General features: G+C 67.7%; 12 protein-coding genes. 7 read left to right on the top strand and 5 right to left on the bottom strand.

Annotated features, from left to right (window positions below; genetic code table 11):
- Positions 1–11 precede the first annotated feature (11 nt).
- Positions 12–998, top strand: coding sequence for an NAD-dependent epimerase/dehydratase family protein (locus GQ464_RS13030; RefSeq protein WP_166976224.1), 987 nt, complete (start codon positions 12–14; stop codon positions 996–998).
- Between the two features lie 512 nt (positions 999–1,510).
- Here the strand turns inward: GQ464_RS13030 and GQ464_RS13035 are convergent.
- Positions 1,511–2,677 (bottom strand): RNA-guided endonuclease InsQ/TnpB family protein, encoded by a 1,167-nt coding sequence (locus tag GQ464_RS13035; protein ID WP_166976227.1) that lies wholly within the window; start codon positions 2,675–2,677, stop codon positions 1,511–1,513.
- A 273-nt stretch (positions 2,678–2,950) separates the two neighbouring features.
- Here GQ464_RS13035 and wbaP point away from each other — a divergent pair, with 273 nt between their 5' ends.
- The gene (wbaP, locus tag GQ464_RS13040) at positions 2,951–4,417 is read left to right on the top strand and encodes an undecaprenyl-phosphate galactose phosphotransferase WbaP (RefSeq protein ID WP_166976230.1); all 1,467 of its coding nucleotides are present in this window, start codon (positions 2,951–2,953) and stop codon (positions 4,415–4,417) included.
- A gap of 18 nt (positions 4,418–4,435) precedes the next feature.
- Here wbaP and GQ464_RS13045 read toward each other — a convergent pair whose 3' ends face one another.
- Entirely contained in the window at positions 4,436–5,263 is an 828-nt protein-coding gene (locus tag GQ464_RS13045) for an SDR family oxidoreductase (protein ID WP_166976233.1), read from the bottom strand.
- 20 nt (positions 5,264–5,283) lie between these two features.
- Positions 5,284–6,753, bottom strand: a complete 1,470-nt coding sequence (locus tag GQ464_RS13050) for an aldehyde dehydrogenase family protein (protein WP_166976236.1) — start codon at positions 6,751–6,753, stop codon at positions 5,284–5,286.
- 275 nt (positions 6,754–7,028) lie between these two features.
- Here GQ464_RS13050 and GQ464_RS13055 point away from each other — a divergent pair, with 275 nt between their 5' ends.
- The 3 genes from GQ464_RS13055 to glgX all read left to right on the top strand — a co-directional run bounded on the left by GQ464_RS13055 (position 7,029) and on the right by glgX (position 10,721).
- Positions 7,029–7,427, top strand: coding sequence for a response regulator (locus GQ464_RS13055; RefSeq protein ID WP_166976239.1), 399 nt, complete (start codon positions 7,029–7,031; stop codon positions 7,425–7,427).
- Positions 7,411–8,580 carry a response regulator gene (locus tag GQ464_RS13060; RefSeq protein ID WP_166976242.1) on the top strand — a complete coding sequence of 390 codons (1,170 nt, stop codon included), beginning with the start codon at positions 7,411–7,413 and terminating at the stop codon, positions 8,578–8,580. Before GQ464_RS13055 ends, GQ464_RS13060 begins: the two co-directional genes overlap by 17 nt.
- Positions 8,581–8,672: 92 nt before the next feature.
- The gene (gene glgX, locus GQ464_RS13065; protein WP_166976245.1) at positions 8,673–10,721 is read left to right on the top strand and encodes a glycogen debranching protein GlgX; all 2,049 of its coding nucleotides are present in this window, start codon (positions 8,673–8,675) and stop codon (positions 10,719–10,721) included.
- Positions 10,722–10,730: 9 nt separating this feature from the next.
- On the opposite strand, the gene GQ464_RS13070 is transcribed toward glgX, so the two are convergent.
- Both GQ464_RS13070 and GQ464_RS13075 read right to left on the bottom strand, forming a co-directional pair.
- Positions 10,731–12,773, bottom strand: a complete 2,043-nt coding sequence (locus GQ464_RS13070; RefSeq protein ID WP_166976248.1) for a porin family protein — start codon at positions 12,771–12,773, stop codon at positions 10,731–10,733.
- Positions 12,774–12,879: 106 nt separating this feature from the next.
- Complete coding sequence (locus GQ464_RS13075; protein WP_166976251.1) at positions 12,880–13,227, bottom strand: histidine triad nucleotide-binding protein; 348 nt, start codon at positions 13,225–13,227, stop codon at positions 12,880–12,882.
- Positions 13,228–13,482: 255 nt separating this feature from the next.
- Between GQ464_RS13075 and GQ464_RS13080 the strand changes: the two genes are divergently transcribed.
- Positions 13,483–13,896 (top strand): 6-pyruvoyl trahydropterin synthase family protein, encoded by a 414-nt coding sequence (locus GQ464_RS13080; RefSeq protein ID WP_166976254.1) that lies wholly within the window; start codon positions 13,483–13,485, stop codon positions 13,894–13,896.
- A 57-nt stretch (positions 13,897–13,953) separates the two neighbouring features.
- Complete coding sequence (gene folE / locus GQ464_RS13085) at positions 13,954–14,613, top strand: GTP cyclohydrolase I FolE (protein WP_166976257.1); 660 nt, start codon at positions 13,954–13,956, stop codon at positions 14,611–14,613.
- Positions 14,614–14,656 lie beyond the last annotated feature (43 nt).

Below are 14,656 nucleotides of genomic sequence, written 5' to 3' on the forward strand. Positions count from 1 at the left end.
AAGGAGAGATCATGGCACGGAAAACGGCGATCGTATGCGGGGCCGGCGGCTTCATCGGCGGCCACCTGGTCAACCGGCTCAAGGAAGAAGGCTACTGGGTGCGCGGCGTCGACCTGAAAGAGAACGAGTTCGGCAACATGAACGCGGACGACTTCGTCCTGGGCGACCTGCGCGACCCGCGCGTCTGCGCCGCTCTCTTCGACCGCCAGATCGACGAGGTCTACCAGCTCGCCGCCGACATGGGCGGGGCCGGCTACATCTTCACCGGCGACCACGACGCCGCCGTCATGCACAACTCGGCCCTGATCAACCTGAACATGGTCGAGGAAGCCCGCAAGCACGGCGTCGGCAAGGTCTTCTACTCGTCCTCGGCCTGCATGTACCCCGAGTACAACCAGCTCGACCCGGACAACCCGAAGTGCTCGGAGGACTCGGCCTACCCGGCCGCGCCCGACAGCGAGTACGGCTGGGAAAAGCTCTTCAGCGAGCGGCTCTACCTGGCCTACGCCCGCAACTACGGGATGAACGTGCGCATCGCCCGCTTCCACAACATCTTCGGCCCCCAGGGCACGTGGACCGGCGGGCGTGAGAAGGCGCCGGCCGCCATCTGCCGCAAGGTCGCCATGGCCGAGGACGGCGGCGAGATCGAGATCTGGGGCGACGGCAAGCAGACCCGCTCCTTCCTCTACATCGACGAGTGCATCGAGGCCGTCCGCCGCCTGATGGAATCCGACTTCCCGGGGCCGGTCAACGTGGGGTCGGAGGAGATGGTCTCGATCAACCAGCTCGTCGATTATGTCTGCGAGATCGCCGGGAAGACGCTCCGCAGGCGCCACGACCTGACGAAGCCGCAGGGCGTGCGCGGGCGCAATTCGGACAACCGCCTCATCCGCGAAAAGCTGGGATGGGAACCGTCCATGCCGCTCAAGGAAGGGCTGCGGCGCACGTATGAATGGATCGCCGAGCAGGTGCGCCGGCACGAGGCGGCCTCGGTCTGAGCGGGGAAGGTTTTTCTGCAGGGCGGTGAAAAAACTGCCGCCGTGGTCCTGTACCCGAGGACGTACGCGGTTTCTACCCCTCCGTCGCTTCGCGACACCTCCCCTTGCGAAGGGGAGGGCCTTTAAAGGCCGAAAAAACGCCCTACGAGCCCTTCCCCCGGCCGCGCCCGGCGGCCCTGCAGGGGGAAGTCTCCCGGAGGGAGATGGGGGTGAACCCATAGGGTTCTATCGCCAACTGTGTAACTCCTAATACCAGGGCAATTTCACCGGCAGGAGAACGCCGCGCTGCCCGGCCTCCGTGGTGCGGAGCCGTCGCGAAAGGCGATGGCACATCGCCTGAAGCCGGATCCGGCGTCAAATGTCACGGACCTGCGTTATTTCTGCTGCACCGGGATCCCCCACGGATTTTCTGGAGGTCGTTCCCTAAGTTTGCCGGCAAAGCAATGCGCATCGGGTTTGAGGTGTCTTGATTCTTGACACTCCCACGGCTCTGGGCACGTGGGATTCTTGCTTCATCGACAGTTGCCTTCGCTAACCAGAGCTAGCGCCGGTCTTACACCGTCTCCACAAGCTGACACGGTATGTCCTACCGCCAGAATATTCTGTGCCGCGTTTATATCGCGGTCATGTTCCTCCCCGCAGCGAGGGCATACCCATGCCCGCACATCGAGAGGAAGGGTTTCCATTGTATAGTTGCAGCGCGAACACGTCTTGCTGCTCGGATACCAGCGGTCGATCTGCACAAAGCGTTTGCAGTACAACGTCGCCTTGTACGAGAGCATCCCGACGAACGCGCTCCAACCGGCATCGCTGATGGCCCGGGCAAGGCTGTGGTTCTTGACCATGCCCCTGACGCAGAGCGATTCGGCGTAGATCACGTCGTACCGCCGCACGAGCCGCGTCGAAAGCTGGTGCAAGAAGTCGGTGCGTTGGTTCCGCACCTTCGCGTGCAGCTTCGCCACCTTCCGGCGTTGCTTGTGCCAGTTGGCGGACCCCTTCTGCTTGCGGGCGAGCTTTCGCTGCTCGCGGGCAAGACGATCCAGAGCGCGTTTGAGATGCTTTGGATTACCGCTACGCCAGCCGTCGGAGGTTACCACCACATCCTTCACGCCGAGATCGATGCCCACCTCTCTCCTGGTTCTCGGGAGAGGCTTGTGCTCCACCTCAACGACGAAGCTGATGTAGTACGTCCCGTCCGGCTCCTGAACCACCGTCAGCGAAGACGGAGCGGACGGCAGCGGGCGGCTCCACCGAATCTTGAGCGGGGTGCTCATCCTGGCGAGCTTCACGACAGGCTGCCCCCGCACACCGCTGTCTCTGAGCGAAAAGCCGCGCCGGGTGTACGTGGCGCTCTGCCGGTGCTTCTTCGCCTTGAAGCGAGGAAACCGGGCGGTGCTCCGGAAGAAGGCGGTGTACGCTTTGTCGAGATGTCGAAGGGCCTGCTGAAGCGGAACGCTGGAGACGTCGCGAAGCCACGCATGATTGGGATCGCGTTTGAGTTCGGTCAGACGGCGATCCGTCTCGGCGTAGCCGATCTTCTCGCCTCGCTCGCGGAAAGCATCCCGCTTGAGTGCCAGCGCCCAGTTGTAGACGTACCGAACGCACCCGAACTGCCGGGCGAGCATCTGTCGCTGCTTGGCGTTGGGATAGAAACGGTATCGGTAACGTACGGTGGGCATAATGGTACCGGGGCCTCACAAGTTATTATGTGTCGCCTGCGGAAGTTCCTGGCTGGGCTGGATTTGCTCGTGCCCGAACGCGGCTTTCTCCCACATGGGCTATCTCATGGGGCCGCGTTACACGGCCAACATAGCCCTGAAGTCCGTGGGCTTCCGCCGCTCTCAACCCTGACCCTTTTATCGTGAAGGCTTGAAGAACGGATGGCGGCATGCGCGGCTGGCACAATGTGTGCTCGAAGCCGGTTGACCGCTGTCATATCCCATCTCGACGACATGGGAATCTCGGAACCGCTCGCTGTCGGCCCGGACGTACTGCATGGGCACGTAGCAGGGAGGAGACGCCGGCGCCGTTTTCTCTATCACCGAAGCTGGCTGATCAACACCCTCATGCTGGGTGCGGGGGACGGGCTGGCCCTGACGGTCGCCATCCTGCTGGCCGGGGCCGTGCGTTTCCTGTTCCGGGAGGGGCACATGTTGCAGGAGTGGTTCGCGCTGCTTCCGCTGGCCTGGTGGGTCGGGGCCGGCGTGGCCCGGCTGCTGCCCGGCTGGGGTCTCGGGGCCGTCGAGGGGTTGCGCCGCATCGTCATCGTGCTGGGCCTGGTCTTCGGGGGGGCCCTCGTGACCCTGTTTCTCCTGAAGCAGTCCGGCTCGGCCAGCCGCCTGACGTTGTCGATCGCGTTCGTGAACAGCCTCGTGCTGGTGCCGTTCACCCGCAGCCTGATCAAACAGTGGCTTATCCGGCACGACAGCTGGGGGGTGCCGACGGTGATCTACGGGGCCGGGCAGACCGGCCGGCGGGTCATCCGGGCCCTGCGGGAAGAGGCCGGGCTGGGGTACCTGCCGGTGGCGGTCTACGACGACGACCCCGAGACGTGGGGGGAGCGCGTGGAGGGGCTGCCCGTCCTGGGGGGGATCGGCGGGGGAGGCGGCGTGGCGCCCGTGGCCGTCGTGGCGCTGCCGGGCCTGCCCCGGCAGCGGCTGGCCGAGCTGATCGACGGCCCGTTGCAGCACCACCGGCAGGTGATCATCATCCCGGACCTCTTCGAGATCCCGTCGCTCTGGGTCCAGTCCCGCAGCCTGGGCGGCGTGCTGGGGCTGGAGATCACGCAGACCCTCGCCGACCCGCTGGTGCAGGCGGCGAAGCGGGCGCTGGAACTGGTGGTGGTGGTGCTCACGCTGCCCCTGTGGGCTCCCCTCTGCCTGCTCGTCGCGGCGGCCATCTGGCTCGAGGACCGGCACGCCCCCTTCTTCTACCAGGAACGGGTCGGGCGGCGCGGGCGCCGGTTCCGGGTGTGTAAGTTTCGCACGATGGTGCCGGATGCCGAAAGGGTGCTGGAGGAGCACCTGGCGCGTGATCCCGCGCTGCGCCGGGAGTGGGAAACGACGTTCAAGCTCCGGCAGGATCCCCGCCTCACCCGGGTCGGCCGGTGGCTGCGCCGGTACTCGCTGGACGAGCTGCCGCAGCTGTTCAACGTGCTTCGGGGCGAGATGTCGCTCGTGGGGCCGCGCCCGCTGCCCGCCTATCACCACGCGGAGCTGCCGGTACGCATCCGGCAACTGCGTACCGGTGTGCGGCCGGGCATGACGGGGCTCTGGCAGGTCTCGGGCCGGAGCGACATCGGCAACGAGGGGATGATCCGCTGGGATGCCTTCTACGTGCGGAACTGGTCCATCTGGCTGGATGTCGTCATCCTGGTGCGCACGCTGCGGGTGGTCCTCCGGGGTGCCGGGGCGTATTGAGGCCGGCGCCGGCGGGGGCTAACGGTGTCCCCGGGCCCCGTCACCCGGCCTGAACGTGTCCATCGACCGGCTGATGCCGAAGACGTCGAGCAGGGCGTCGAACGGGGCGGGCGGGAGCAGGCGCAGCGGGAAGACGGCATACACGAACCGGGGCAGGATGAGGCGCCGCCGCCGCTTCCGCACGGCCCGGACCACCTGCCGGGCCACGTATTCGGGGTGGAGGATCGGAAGCAGGCGGGGGAAGCGCGTCCGCACACCGGCAAACATCCCTGTGTCGATGTAGAAGGGGCAGACGACCGTGGTGGTGATCGGGTAGCCGAGGCGCCGGGCTTCGAGGCGGAGGGCCTCGTCGAACCCGACGGCGGCGAACTTCGAGGCGCAATAGTCGGTCATGCGGGCCGTGCCGACGAGCCCGCCGGCCGAGGCGATGGTGACCACATGCCCCCGCCCGTGTTCGATCATGGCCGGAAGGAAGGCTTTCGTCGTCCAGTAGAGCGCCAGCGTGTTCACGGCGAAGGTGCGTTCGATGGCCTCGTCGGGGGTTTCGAGCAGGGGTTGCCCGGAGACGACCCCGGCGTTGTGGACGAGCACGTCGATCCGCCCGTGGGCGTCGAGGACGGCGCGGGCCGTTGCGTAGACCGCCGCGCGGTCGGTCAGGTCCACCGCGTGGACGGTATGGGGGGCCGGGAATGCCGAGAGTTCGTCCTGGAGGGCCTGGAGGCCGATGTGGTCCACGTCCCAGGCGATGAGGCGGGCGCCCTCGCGGGCGAAGTGCAGGGCCAGCCGGCGGCCGAGGCCGCCGGCGGCGCCGGTAATCAGGACACGCTGGTCGTCGAAAGCAGCCACGGGGAAGGGGCGGTCAGGGTTCAGGCACCGAGCAGTTTCAGCAGCGCCGCGATCAGGCGGCGCGTGGTCCGGGTGTAGGGCGGGTAGAACCGTTTCAGCGGGGTGCGCCGGAGCCGCTGCCGGAGTACGGCCCGCTCGTTCGAGAAGGCCAGGAACGTCCGGTACCCGTGTGCCCGTCCGATGCCGCTCGGCCCGGCGCCGCCGAAGGGCAGCTCCGGATGGATGAAGGGAAGCAGGGTGTCGTTGACGCAGGTGCTGCCGGCCGTCGTCCGGTCCAGGACGTAGGCGACGTTGTCCCGTTTCCGGCTGAAGACGTACAGCGTCAGCGGCCGGCCGCCCTCGTTGATGCGCCGGACGGCCTCGTCCAGGTGCCGGAACGGGATCACGGGCAGCAGCGGGCCGAAGATCTCCTCCCGCATCAGGCGCACGTCCGGTGGGACACCGGTCAGCACCACCGGGTCGATGAAGCGATCGCCGGCGCGGTGCGCGGCTCCGGGGAAGGGGGTGGCGCCCGCCGCGAGCGCTTCGTCGTAGCAGGCCCGCAGCCGCGCGAAGTGGTGGTCGTTGACGATGCGGGCATAGCCGGGCGAGGCGGCACGGGCGCCGGCGTCCGCACCGTAGAACGCCCGGATCTGCGCCGTGAGGGCCTGCACGAAGGCGTCGTGCCGGCTTTCGTGAACGAACACGTGGTCCGGGGCGATGCACGTCTGGCCCGCGTTCGAAAACTTGCCGAAGGCGATCTTTTCGGCGGCGTCCTCGACGTCGGCCGTCTCGTCGACGATGACCGGCGACTTGCCGCCCAGCTCGAGCGTGACGGAGGCCAGGTGCTCGGCCGCCGCCTGCATGACGAGCCGGCCCACGGCAGTGCCGCCCGTGAAGTAGATGTGGTCGAACGGCCGGCGGAGCAGCGCCTGCGCCACGCGCCGGTCCCCTTCGATCACGGCCACCTCGCTTTCGGGAAAGACCGTCGCCAGCAGCTCCTTGAGCAGGCGGCCGGTGTGCGGGCAATGCTCGGAGGGTTTGAGGATCACCGGGCAGCCGGCGGCCACGGCCCCCACGAGCGGCCCGAGCGTCAGGTTGACCGGATAGTTCCACGGAGCGAGGATCAGCCCGCGTCCCTTTGGTTCGTAACGCACCTCGGCCGACGTGCCGATCAGGTAGAACGGGGTGCGCACCTTCTTCGGCCGCATCCACGCGGGCAGGTGGGCGATGGCGTGCCTGAGCTCGATGAGCACCGGGCCGATCTCGGTCAGGTCCACCTCCTCGGGCGGCTTGCGGAAGTCGGCGTGGAGGGCGGCGTGCAGGGCGGGGCGGTGGGCCATGAGGGCCGCGCGGAGCCGCCGGAGCTTGCGGATGCGCTGCGCGGCCGTCGTCCGTCGAAGCGGCTCCGCCTGCCGGCCCTGGAGGGTGAACAGGCGTTCGATCTCGGCGGTCAGGTTCGGCGGCAGGATCTCCGCGGGCGGCGGATCGGCTTCACGGGTCGAGGGCATGGCAGGGCGGTTCGGCGACGAAAACGGTTTTTTCTACGTTTGCCTTGCCGGCAGGCTCCGGCGCCGGCCTGTGTTGGGCATCGCACTTGAAAAGTCGCAAAGAAGGTCGATACGGGATAAGGTATACCGTCTCTGCGAATGCACCGTGCATGCTTCTGAACGTAAGTAGCGTCCGTGCACAGGCGTTTCGTGGAGCAGGTAGTAGATCGCCATGCGGAGGCCGGAAGGGAGGGGGCGATCCGACCGGGGAAAAAGCCTGTGTTGGAGACAAGGGGATGCATACCACCCTGAAACGTATTCTGATGGTCGAGGATGATCCGGACATCCAGGACCTGGTGCGCCTCGTCCTGGAAGTTTTCGGAGGGTTCTGTGTGGAAGCATGCAGCAACGGGCTGGAGGCCCTGCGCAAGGGACCGCGCTTCCGGCCGGATCTGATCCTGCTGGACGTCATGATGCCACAGATGGATGGCCCGGCGACGCTGGCGGCCCTGCGCGAGCTGGCCGGTCTGGAGGCCGTTCCGGTCGTCTTCCTGACCGCCCGGGCGCAGCCGCACGAAGTGAACTGGTACGAGGGCCTGGGGGTCGCCGGGGTGATCGCCAAACCCTTCGATCCGCTGTCGCTGGTGCCGGGTTTGATTCGGATATGGGAGCGGTGCCATGGAGACATCGCATAAGAAACAGAAAATACTCGCCGCATTGCACCGGCAGTTCCTGGACCGGCTGCCCGGCCAGGTGGAGCAGATCGCGGCGGACTGGGAGGCGCTCTGTTCCGGGGTGGCGACGGCGGACACCCTGGGCCGGTTGCACCATCTCGTGCACCGGCTGCACGGTACCAGCGGCACCTACGGGTTGCACGAGATCAGCGAACTGACACGCGATTTCGACGCATACCTGCACGACCTCGTCACCTCCGGCCGGGCACCGACGCCGGAGGAACAGACGCGCTTCGCAACCCTCATCGAGGCGCTGGCCGAACGGGCCGGGGCCGTGCAGGACGCCCCCCCGCCGGAGATGCCGTCCGCCCCGGCCGAAAAAAAACCGGACTTTGCCCGGCCGTTTCGTGTTTTGCTGGCAGAGGATGCATCCCTCTTTCGGCGTCACGTGGCGGTCGTGCTGGAAGGAGCCGGGCTCGTGGTCGATGAGGCGGAAAACGGGCATATCGCCCTGGCGAAGGCCCGAAAGCAGCCGCCGGATCTGGTGGTGCTCGACGTTATGATGCCGGGGCTGAGCGGCCTGGACGTGCTGCGCCACATGCGGGAAGACGAGGCATTGCAGGCCGTGCCGGTGATCGTGATGACGGCCCACAGCACCGTCGAAGATGTGAAAGAGGCCCTCCGGCTGGGGGCCGACGATTTCCTGACCAAGCCCGTCGATCCGGGCCAGCTCTTGCAGCGCATCGAAGCATTGCTGGCCGGTACCGCCCGGGAAGAACCCCCCCCGCATGCGATCACGATCCTGCTGGTGGAAGACTCGGCCATTATCCGCAAGCTCTTCGGGCACGTGCTGCAGGAGGCCGGGTACATGGTCGAAGAGGCCGAAAACGGGGCGGCGGCGCTTGAAAGCATGGCGCGGAGCCGTCCGGATCTGGTGTTGATGGACGTGATGATGCCGGTCATGGACGGCCTGGAGACGCTGCGCCGCATGCGGCAGGACGAGACGCTGCGCGACATACCGGTCGTCATCTTGACGGCCAAAGGCACCCTGGGAGACGTCCGAGAGGCCATGGGCCTCGACATCGCGGATTACATCGTCAAGCCGATCCGGCCGGAGGCTTTCCTGGAGCGCATGCAGGCGAACATCCGGCGGCTCGCCCTGGCCCACTCCTGAAACGGGCAGATCACATACGGTGCCCCTGAAAGACCGGGATTCGCCTTCCCCCCGGCACCTCCCCTGACTCACCGCCGCCCTCCCCGACCGTCATGACGCACGGCGTTCTACCCGGCCAGAGCTTTCCCCTCGGTGCGACCGTCTGCGAGGGCGGGGTCAACTTCTGCGTCTTCTCCCGCAACGCCACGGCGGTGGAGCTCCTTTTTTTCGACGACGTGGATGCGGGCCGTCCTGCCCGGCGCATCGTCTTCGATCCGAAGGTCAACCGGACCTTTTATTACTGGCACGTCTTCGTGCCCGGCGTCGAGGCGGGGCAGCTCTACGGCTACCGCGTGCACGGCCCGTTCCGGCCCGAGGCCGGCGACCGCTTCGACGGGATGAAGCTGCTGGTCGATCCGTACGCACGCGCCGTGGCCGTGGGGCGCCACTACGACCGGGAGGCGGCCGTCCGGCCGGGGGACAACACCGCCCGGGCCATGAAGAGCGTCGTGGTCGATCCGTCCGCGTACGACTGGGAGGGGGACCAGCCGCTCTGCCGCCCCTACAGCCGGACCGTCATCTACGAGATGCACGTGGGGGGCTTCACCCGCCATCCCAGTTCGGGGGTGGATCCGGCCCGGCGGGGCACCTATGCCGGCCTCGTCGAAAAGATACCGTACCTGAAAGACCTGGGGATCACGGCGGTCGAGCTCCTGCCCGTGCAGCAGTTCGACGAGCAGGACGTGGCCCCGCCGCTGCGCAACTACTGGGGCTACAACCCGGTGGCCTTCTTCGCCCCGCACAGCGGGTACAGCACCGACCGCAGCCCCCTCGGCCCGGTGAACGAGTTCCGCGACATGGTCAAGGCCCTCCACGCCGCCGGCATCGAGGTCATCCTCGACGTCGTCTTCAACCACACCGCCGAAGGAGACCACCGTGGCCCGACGCTTTCCTTCCGGGGATTCGAAAACCGCGCCTACTATCACCTCGAACCGGACCGGCGTCGTTATGCCAACTACACCGGCACGGGCAACACGCTCAACGCCAACCATTCCGTCGTGCGCCGGCTCATCGGCGACTGCCTGCGCTACTGGGTGGCCGAGATGCACGTCGACGGCTTCCGGTTCGATCTGGCCTCGGTGCTGGCCCGCGACGAGGACGGGCGTCCCCTCAACAACCCGCCCATCCTCTGGTCGATCGAGTCCGATCCGGTGCTGGCCGGCACCAAGATCATCGCCGAGGCGTGGGACGCCGCCGGGCTCTACCAGGTCGGCTCCTTCGTCGGGCACCGGTGGGCCGAGTGGAACGGCCCCTACCGGGACGACGTCCGCCGCTTCTTCCGGGGGGAGGAGGGCATGGTCGGCGCCCTGGCGGCTCGCCTCACCGGCAGCCCCGACCTGTTCGACCGCGATGGCCGCGATCCCAACCGCTCGATCAACTTCGTCACCTGCCACGACGGCTTCACCCTGAACGACCTGGTCTCCTACAACGAGAAGCACAACGAGGCCAACGGGGAGGAGAACCGCGACGGCACGGACGCCAACTACAGCTGGAACTGTGGCGTCGAGGGCCCCACCGACGACCCGGAGGTGGAAGCGCTTCGCCTCCGGCAGATCAAGAACTTTTTCACGACGCTGCTGATCTCCCAGGGAACGCCGATGCTGCTGATGGGGGACGAGGTTCGCCGCACCCAGCACGGCAACAACAACGCCTACTGCCAGGACAACGCGCTGAGCTGGTTCGACTGGCGGGCGGTCGAGCGGCAGGCCGGGCTGCTTCGCTTCGTGCGGGGCTTGATCCGCCTCAACCTGACGCATGAAGCCTTTCAGCAGGACCGCTTCTGGATCGACGGGGGCAACAGCGGCACGACCCGCGTCGTCTGGCACGGTGTGCGCCTGCACGAACCCGACTGGGCACCGCATTCGCACAGCCTGGCCTTTACGCTCGAGGACGGCGACCATCTGCACGTGATGCTCAACGCCTACTGGGAGCCGCTCGTCTTCGAGTTGCCGCCCCTGCAGGCGCCCCTGCGCTGGCACCGCCTCGTCGACACGGGCCGGGCCGCACCGGAGGATTTTCACGACCCGGACGAGGCGCCGCCGGTGGAGGGGGGTACGTATGCGGTGGGGGCCCGTGCCGTGGTCGTGCTGATGGCCCGTTGAGGGGGGCGTTCAAAAGCGCCAGAGCACGCTCACGGCGAGGTTGGGGATCAGGGTGCGGGTGCCGCGCCGGCCGGCCCGGCGGATGCGGTCGGCTGCGCCTTCGGGGAGGTCGCCGTAGAGGCGCCGGCGCACGTGCTGTACGGTGAGCCAGCCGTCGAGGCGGAGGGCCGAGCCGCCCCGCATGGGCCAGAGGAGCGCGCACGTGGGGCCGACCTGCTCGATGCGCTCGCGGCCGGGGCGGGTGATGGTGGTCGTGAGGATCTGCCCGTTCTCGTCGCGGAGCACCTGGCCGTTCTCGTCCACCCGCTCATAGCGCACGGTGGTGGCCCGGTCGAAGTCGCTCCGGATGAAGAAGCGCAGGCCGATCTCGGCGGTGATGCGCTGCCCGGCCTGCAGGCGCAGCCATCCGCTGTAGGTCCGCAGCGTGTCGAACGGGATCTCGGCGAAGCGGTCGGCCAGGAAGCGGCCGAGGTGCAGGTCGCTGAGGCCGCCCCGGGCGAGCACCCGGAGGCCCCGGCCGAAGTCCTGCGTCACGTCCAGTTCATAGCGCATTTCCCGGGCGGACTGGTCGGAGGGGCGGCGCCCGGCCAGGACGAAGTCGTCCACGGTGTAGGTGGCGCGTACCTCGGAGGTGAGGCGTACCTGCGTGCGGGGTGCGGGGGTCCACCGGACCGACGGGCGCAGCCGGAGCGAGCGCTGCACGTTGTTCTCGGCCGAGCGCTCGGCCCGGAGGTAGACCGTGTGGAAGTAGGAGCCGAAGAGCTGGATGTCGATCTGGAGGTAACGGCTGGGCTGGAGCAGAAGACCGGCCGTGCCGTTGTAGAGGATTTCGTCGCGGTCGTCCGGGTTGATCTCGGGCGTGTCGTGGCGGAGGGCGCTGGCCGTGCCGTCGAGGTGGAGGGCGAGGAAGGGGGTCAGCGTGGCCCGCAGGCGGGCGAGCAGGGTGACGTGCCCGCGGTCGTAGTCGGCCTGCCGGAGCAGCCTCCGGTTCGGCCCGGCCAGGGCGGGCGGCAGGTCGCCGGCGTTGGCCAGGTCGCGTCGTTCGACTTCGGCCCCGCCCTGAAAGCCGAGCCGGAGGGCCAGGTCCGGGGTGTCGTACGTGAGGCCGAGGTCGAGGTCGAAGGCGCGGCGGTTGAAGTCGGAATCGAAGAAGAGGACGTCGTCGGGGGCCCGGAGGGTGCGGACGAACCGGTTGTTGAGGGCTACGTCGAGGCGGCTCCGGAGGTTGAGGCGGCCCCGGATCGGGGTTTCCAGTTCGACGAAGGCGAAGAGGGTGTCGCTGGTGGTGGCCTCGACGGTTTCGGAGAGGCGGTCGGTCGGTACGTTGCGGTTGAGGAACGAGTTGGCCTGGTAGGCGTCGCGGCGGAAGGAGGCGAGCCGCACTTCCGTCGTCAGGCGGGTGGCTTCGAAGGTGCGCTCGGCGCGCCCGTGCAGGCGGAGCATCCGCCCGCGCCGGGGCGTGATGAACTGCCATGTCCCCTCGCCTTCGAGCCGGAGGTGGTAGGCGTCGACGGGTGGGGGCGTCAGGGCCAGGCGCACGCCGGCGGCCGGGCCGGCGTCGGTGCGCAGGGGGGGCGGGGTGCCGGCCTCGGTCAGCGCGCCGGGCCGCTGGTCCAGCGCCAGCCCCACCACCGGCTCGACCCACGCATACGGGCGCGGCCGGTAGCGCATCCCGCCGTAGAGCTCCTGGCTGAAGACCCGGCTGAGGCTGAACCAGGCCGCCCGGCCCTCCAGGCGGGGTTCGAGCATCGCGGTGCCTGCCCGCGACGCCCGCCAGGCCAGGCGGTTCTCGTCCCGGAAGCTGAGGCGGTCTTCGAAGAGGATGAAGGCGTCCGAGGCGAAGCGGTTGGTGAGGTCGAACGTCCACGCGCCCACGGGCTGGCTGACCTGCAGCGCGGCCGTCCAGCGGTAGCGGTTGACGTCCCGCTCGAAACCGGCTTCGAACTGCCGGACCGGCTGGGCCCGCACGACCGGCACCGCGATCAGCACCGCCAGCACCAGGGCCGTCCGGCGGTACCGCCGTCGCCTCCCTGTTCCCTCGCTTCCGCTCATGGCATGGATCCTGTCCCGGAGGTCGGAGGCCTGGCCGCCCGGATCGTGTCCGGTCGTATCCGTCTTCGGGAGGGCCCGCGTTCGGATCGACCCGCAGGGCGGTCGCTCAGCCCGGTGGCCAGCGCAGCCGCCGCCCTCCGATCAGGTGCAGGTGCAGGTGGGGTACGGTCTGCAGGGCGTCCGGGCCGTTGTTGAAGACGGTCCGGTAACCTCCGCTGAGCCCTTCCTGCGCGGCCACGCGTTGGGCGACCACGAACAGGTGGCCCACCAGCGGGGCGTCCTCCTCGGTCAGGGCGTCGAGGCTGGGAATGGGCTTGCGCGGGATCACCAGCAGGTGCACCGGCGCCTGCGGGTTGATGTCCCGGATCACCAGGCAGTGTTCGTCTTCGTAGACGATGTCCGCCGGAATCTCCCGGTCGGCGATCTTCTGGAAAAGCGTCTTGTTCTCGGCCATGGCCTCACGCTGCTCATGAACCTTTCGGGCTCGCCAATATACCCCAATCCGTCGTCCGACAAAAGGGTAGAACCATCGACCGGCTCGCCCGTCTCAAGAAGGCTTCCCGCCTCGTTGCTCGTTGGAACATGTAATCGCCGTGACGGTCTCTCTGTAGCGCGCCGCCCTGATCCTTCCACCCTCCGCAATCCGAAACACGACCCGCTCGCCGGACCCCGCTACCACCCCGGCCGGTTCAATCGTTCTCCTGCCGCCATGCCCACGGTCTACGTCACCCGGAAGGTTCGCTTCAACGCCGCCCACCGCCTGCACAACCCGGCCCGATCCGACGCGTGGAACCGGGAGACGTTCGGCAAATGCAACAACCCGAACTGGCACGGGCACAACTACACGCTGGAGGTGACCGTCGCCGGCGAGCCGGATCCGGAGACCGGCTATGTGATCGACCTCGGCGTGCTCAAGCGTATCCTCGAGGAAAAGGTGGTGGCCAAATGCGACCACGCCAACCTGAACCTCGACGTGGATTTCATGCAGGGTGTTCTGCCTTCGACCGAAAACTTCGCCGTGGCGATCTGGCACCAGCTCGTCGATGCCCTGCCTTCGGGACGGCTGGTGTCGGTGCGGCTGTATGAGACCGAGCACAACATGGCCGAATACCGCGGCGAGTGACGGCCGTGTTACACGGCCCGATCGCCACCTTTTTTGTCTCAGCCTGGATAGAACGACATGAAACCGCAGGAGCGGGGCGTGCAGCGTTTTCCCCTGCACCTCGACGACGACGAAGCAACGATGGAGCCGGCGGCGGCCGTCGCCTATGACGAAGCGGTGACGGCGGCCCTCAGCGGCCACGTCTATGACATGCTCGCCCGGCTCGGGGAGGACCCGGACCGGGAGGGCCTCCTGAAAACCCCCGAGCGCGTGGCGAAAGCCCTGCAGTTCCTCACCCAGGGCTACACGCAGGACCCGCGCGCCATCCTCGAAAGTGCCCTGTTCGAGGAAGACTACAGCGAGATGATCCTCGTCCGGGACATCGAGGTCTTCTCGCTCTGCGAGCACCACATGCTGCCGTTCTTCGGCAAGGCGCACGTGGCCTACATCCCCAACGGCAAGATCGTGGGGCTGAGCAAGATCCCGCGTGTGGTGGACGTGTTTGCGCGGCGGCTGCAGGTGCAGGAGCGGCTGACGATCCAGATCCGCGACGCCATCGAGGAGGTGCTGCACCCGCAGGGGGTGGCGGTGGTGATCGAGGCGACGCACCTGTGCATGGTGATGCGCGGTGTGCAGAAACAGCACTCGGTCACCACCACGAGCGCCATGAGCGGCGAGTTTCTGCGCAGCACGAGCACCCGCGCCGAGTTCATGCGGCTCATCAACGGCGGCCGCTGAGCACGTCCCCGGACCCGACCGTTCGACAGACGTTGGAGGAGCA

Source organism: Rhodocaloribacter litoris, from assembly GCF_011682235.2.
GTDB classification, from domain to species: Bacteria; Bacteroidota; Rhodothermia; order Rhodothermales; family ISCAR-4553; genus Rhodocaloribacter; species Rhodocaloribacter litoris.

Bases quoted from the DNA above. Each gene is read 5' to 3' on its own strand.
- GQ464_RS13055 (WP_166976239.1), top strand. From the start codon at position 7,029: ATGCATACCACCCTGAAACGTATTCTGATGGTCGAGGATGATCCGGAC.
- GQ464_RS13030 (WP_166976224.1), top strand. From the start codon at position 12: ATGGCACGGAAAACGGCGATCGTATGCGGGGCCGGCGGCTTCATCGGC.
- GQ464_RS13080 (WP_166976254.1), top strand. From the start codon at position 13,483: ATGCCCACGGTCTACGTCACCCGGAAGGTTCGCTTCAACGCCGCCCAC.
- GQ464_RS13070 (WP_166976248.1), bottom strand. From the start codon at position 12,773: ATGAGCGGAAGCGAGGGAACAGGGAGGCGACGGCGGTACCGCCGGACG.
- GQ464_RS13035 (WP_166976227.1), bottom strand. From the start codon at position 2,677: ATGCCCACCGTACGTTACCGATACCGTTTCTATCCCAACGCCAAGCAG.
- glgX (WP_166976245.1), top strand. From the start codon at position 8,673: ATGACGCACGGCGTTCTACCCGGCCAGAGCTTTCCCCTCGGTGCGACC.
- folE (WP_166976257.1), top strand. From the start codon at position 13,954: ATGAAACCGCAGGAGCGGGGCGTGCAGCGTTTTCCCCTGCACCTCGAC.
- GQ464_RS13075 (WP_166976251.1), bottom strand. From the start codon at position 13,227: ATGGCCGAGAACAAGACGCTTTTCCAGAAGATCGCCGACCGGGAGATT.
- wbaP (WP_166976230.1), top strand. From the start codon at position 2,951: ATGGGAATCTCGGAACCGCTCGCTGTCGGCCCGGACGTACTGCATGGG.
- GQ464_RS13050 (WP_166976236.1), bottom strand. From the start codon at position 6,753: ATGCCCTCGACCCGTGAAGCCGATCCGCCGCCCGCGGAGATCCTGCCG.
- GQ464_RS13060 (WP_166976242.1), top strand. From the start codon at position 7,411: ATGGAGACATCGCATAAGAAACAGAAAATACTCGCCGCATTGCACCGG.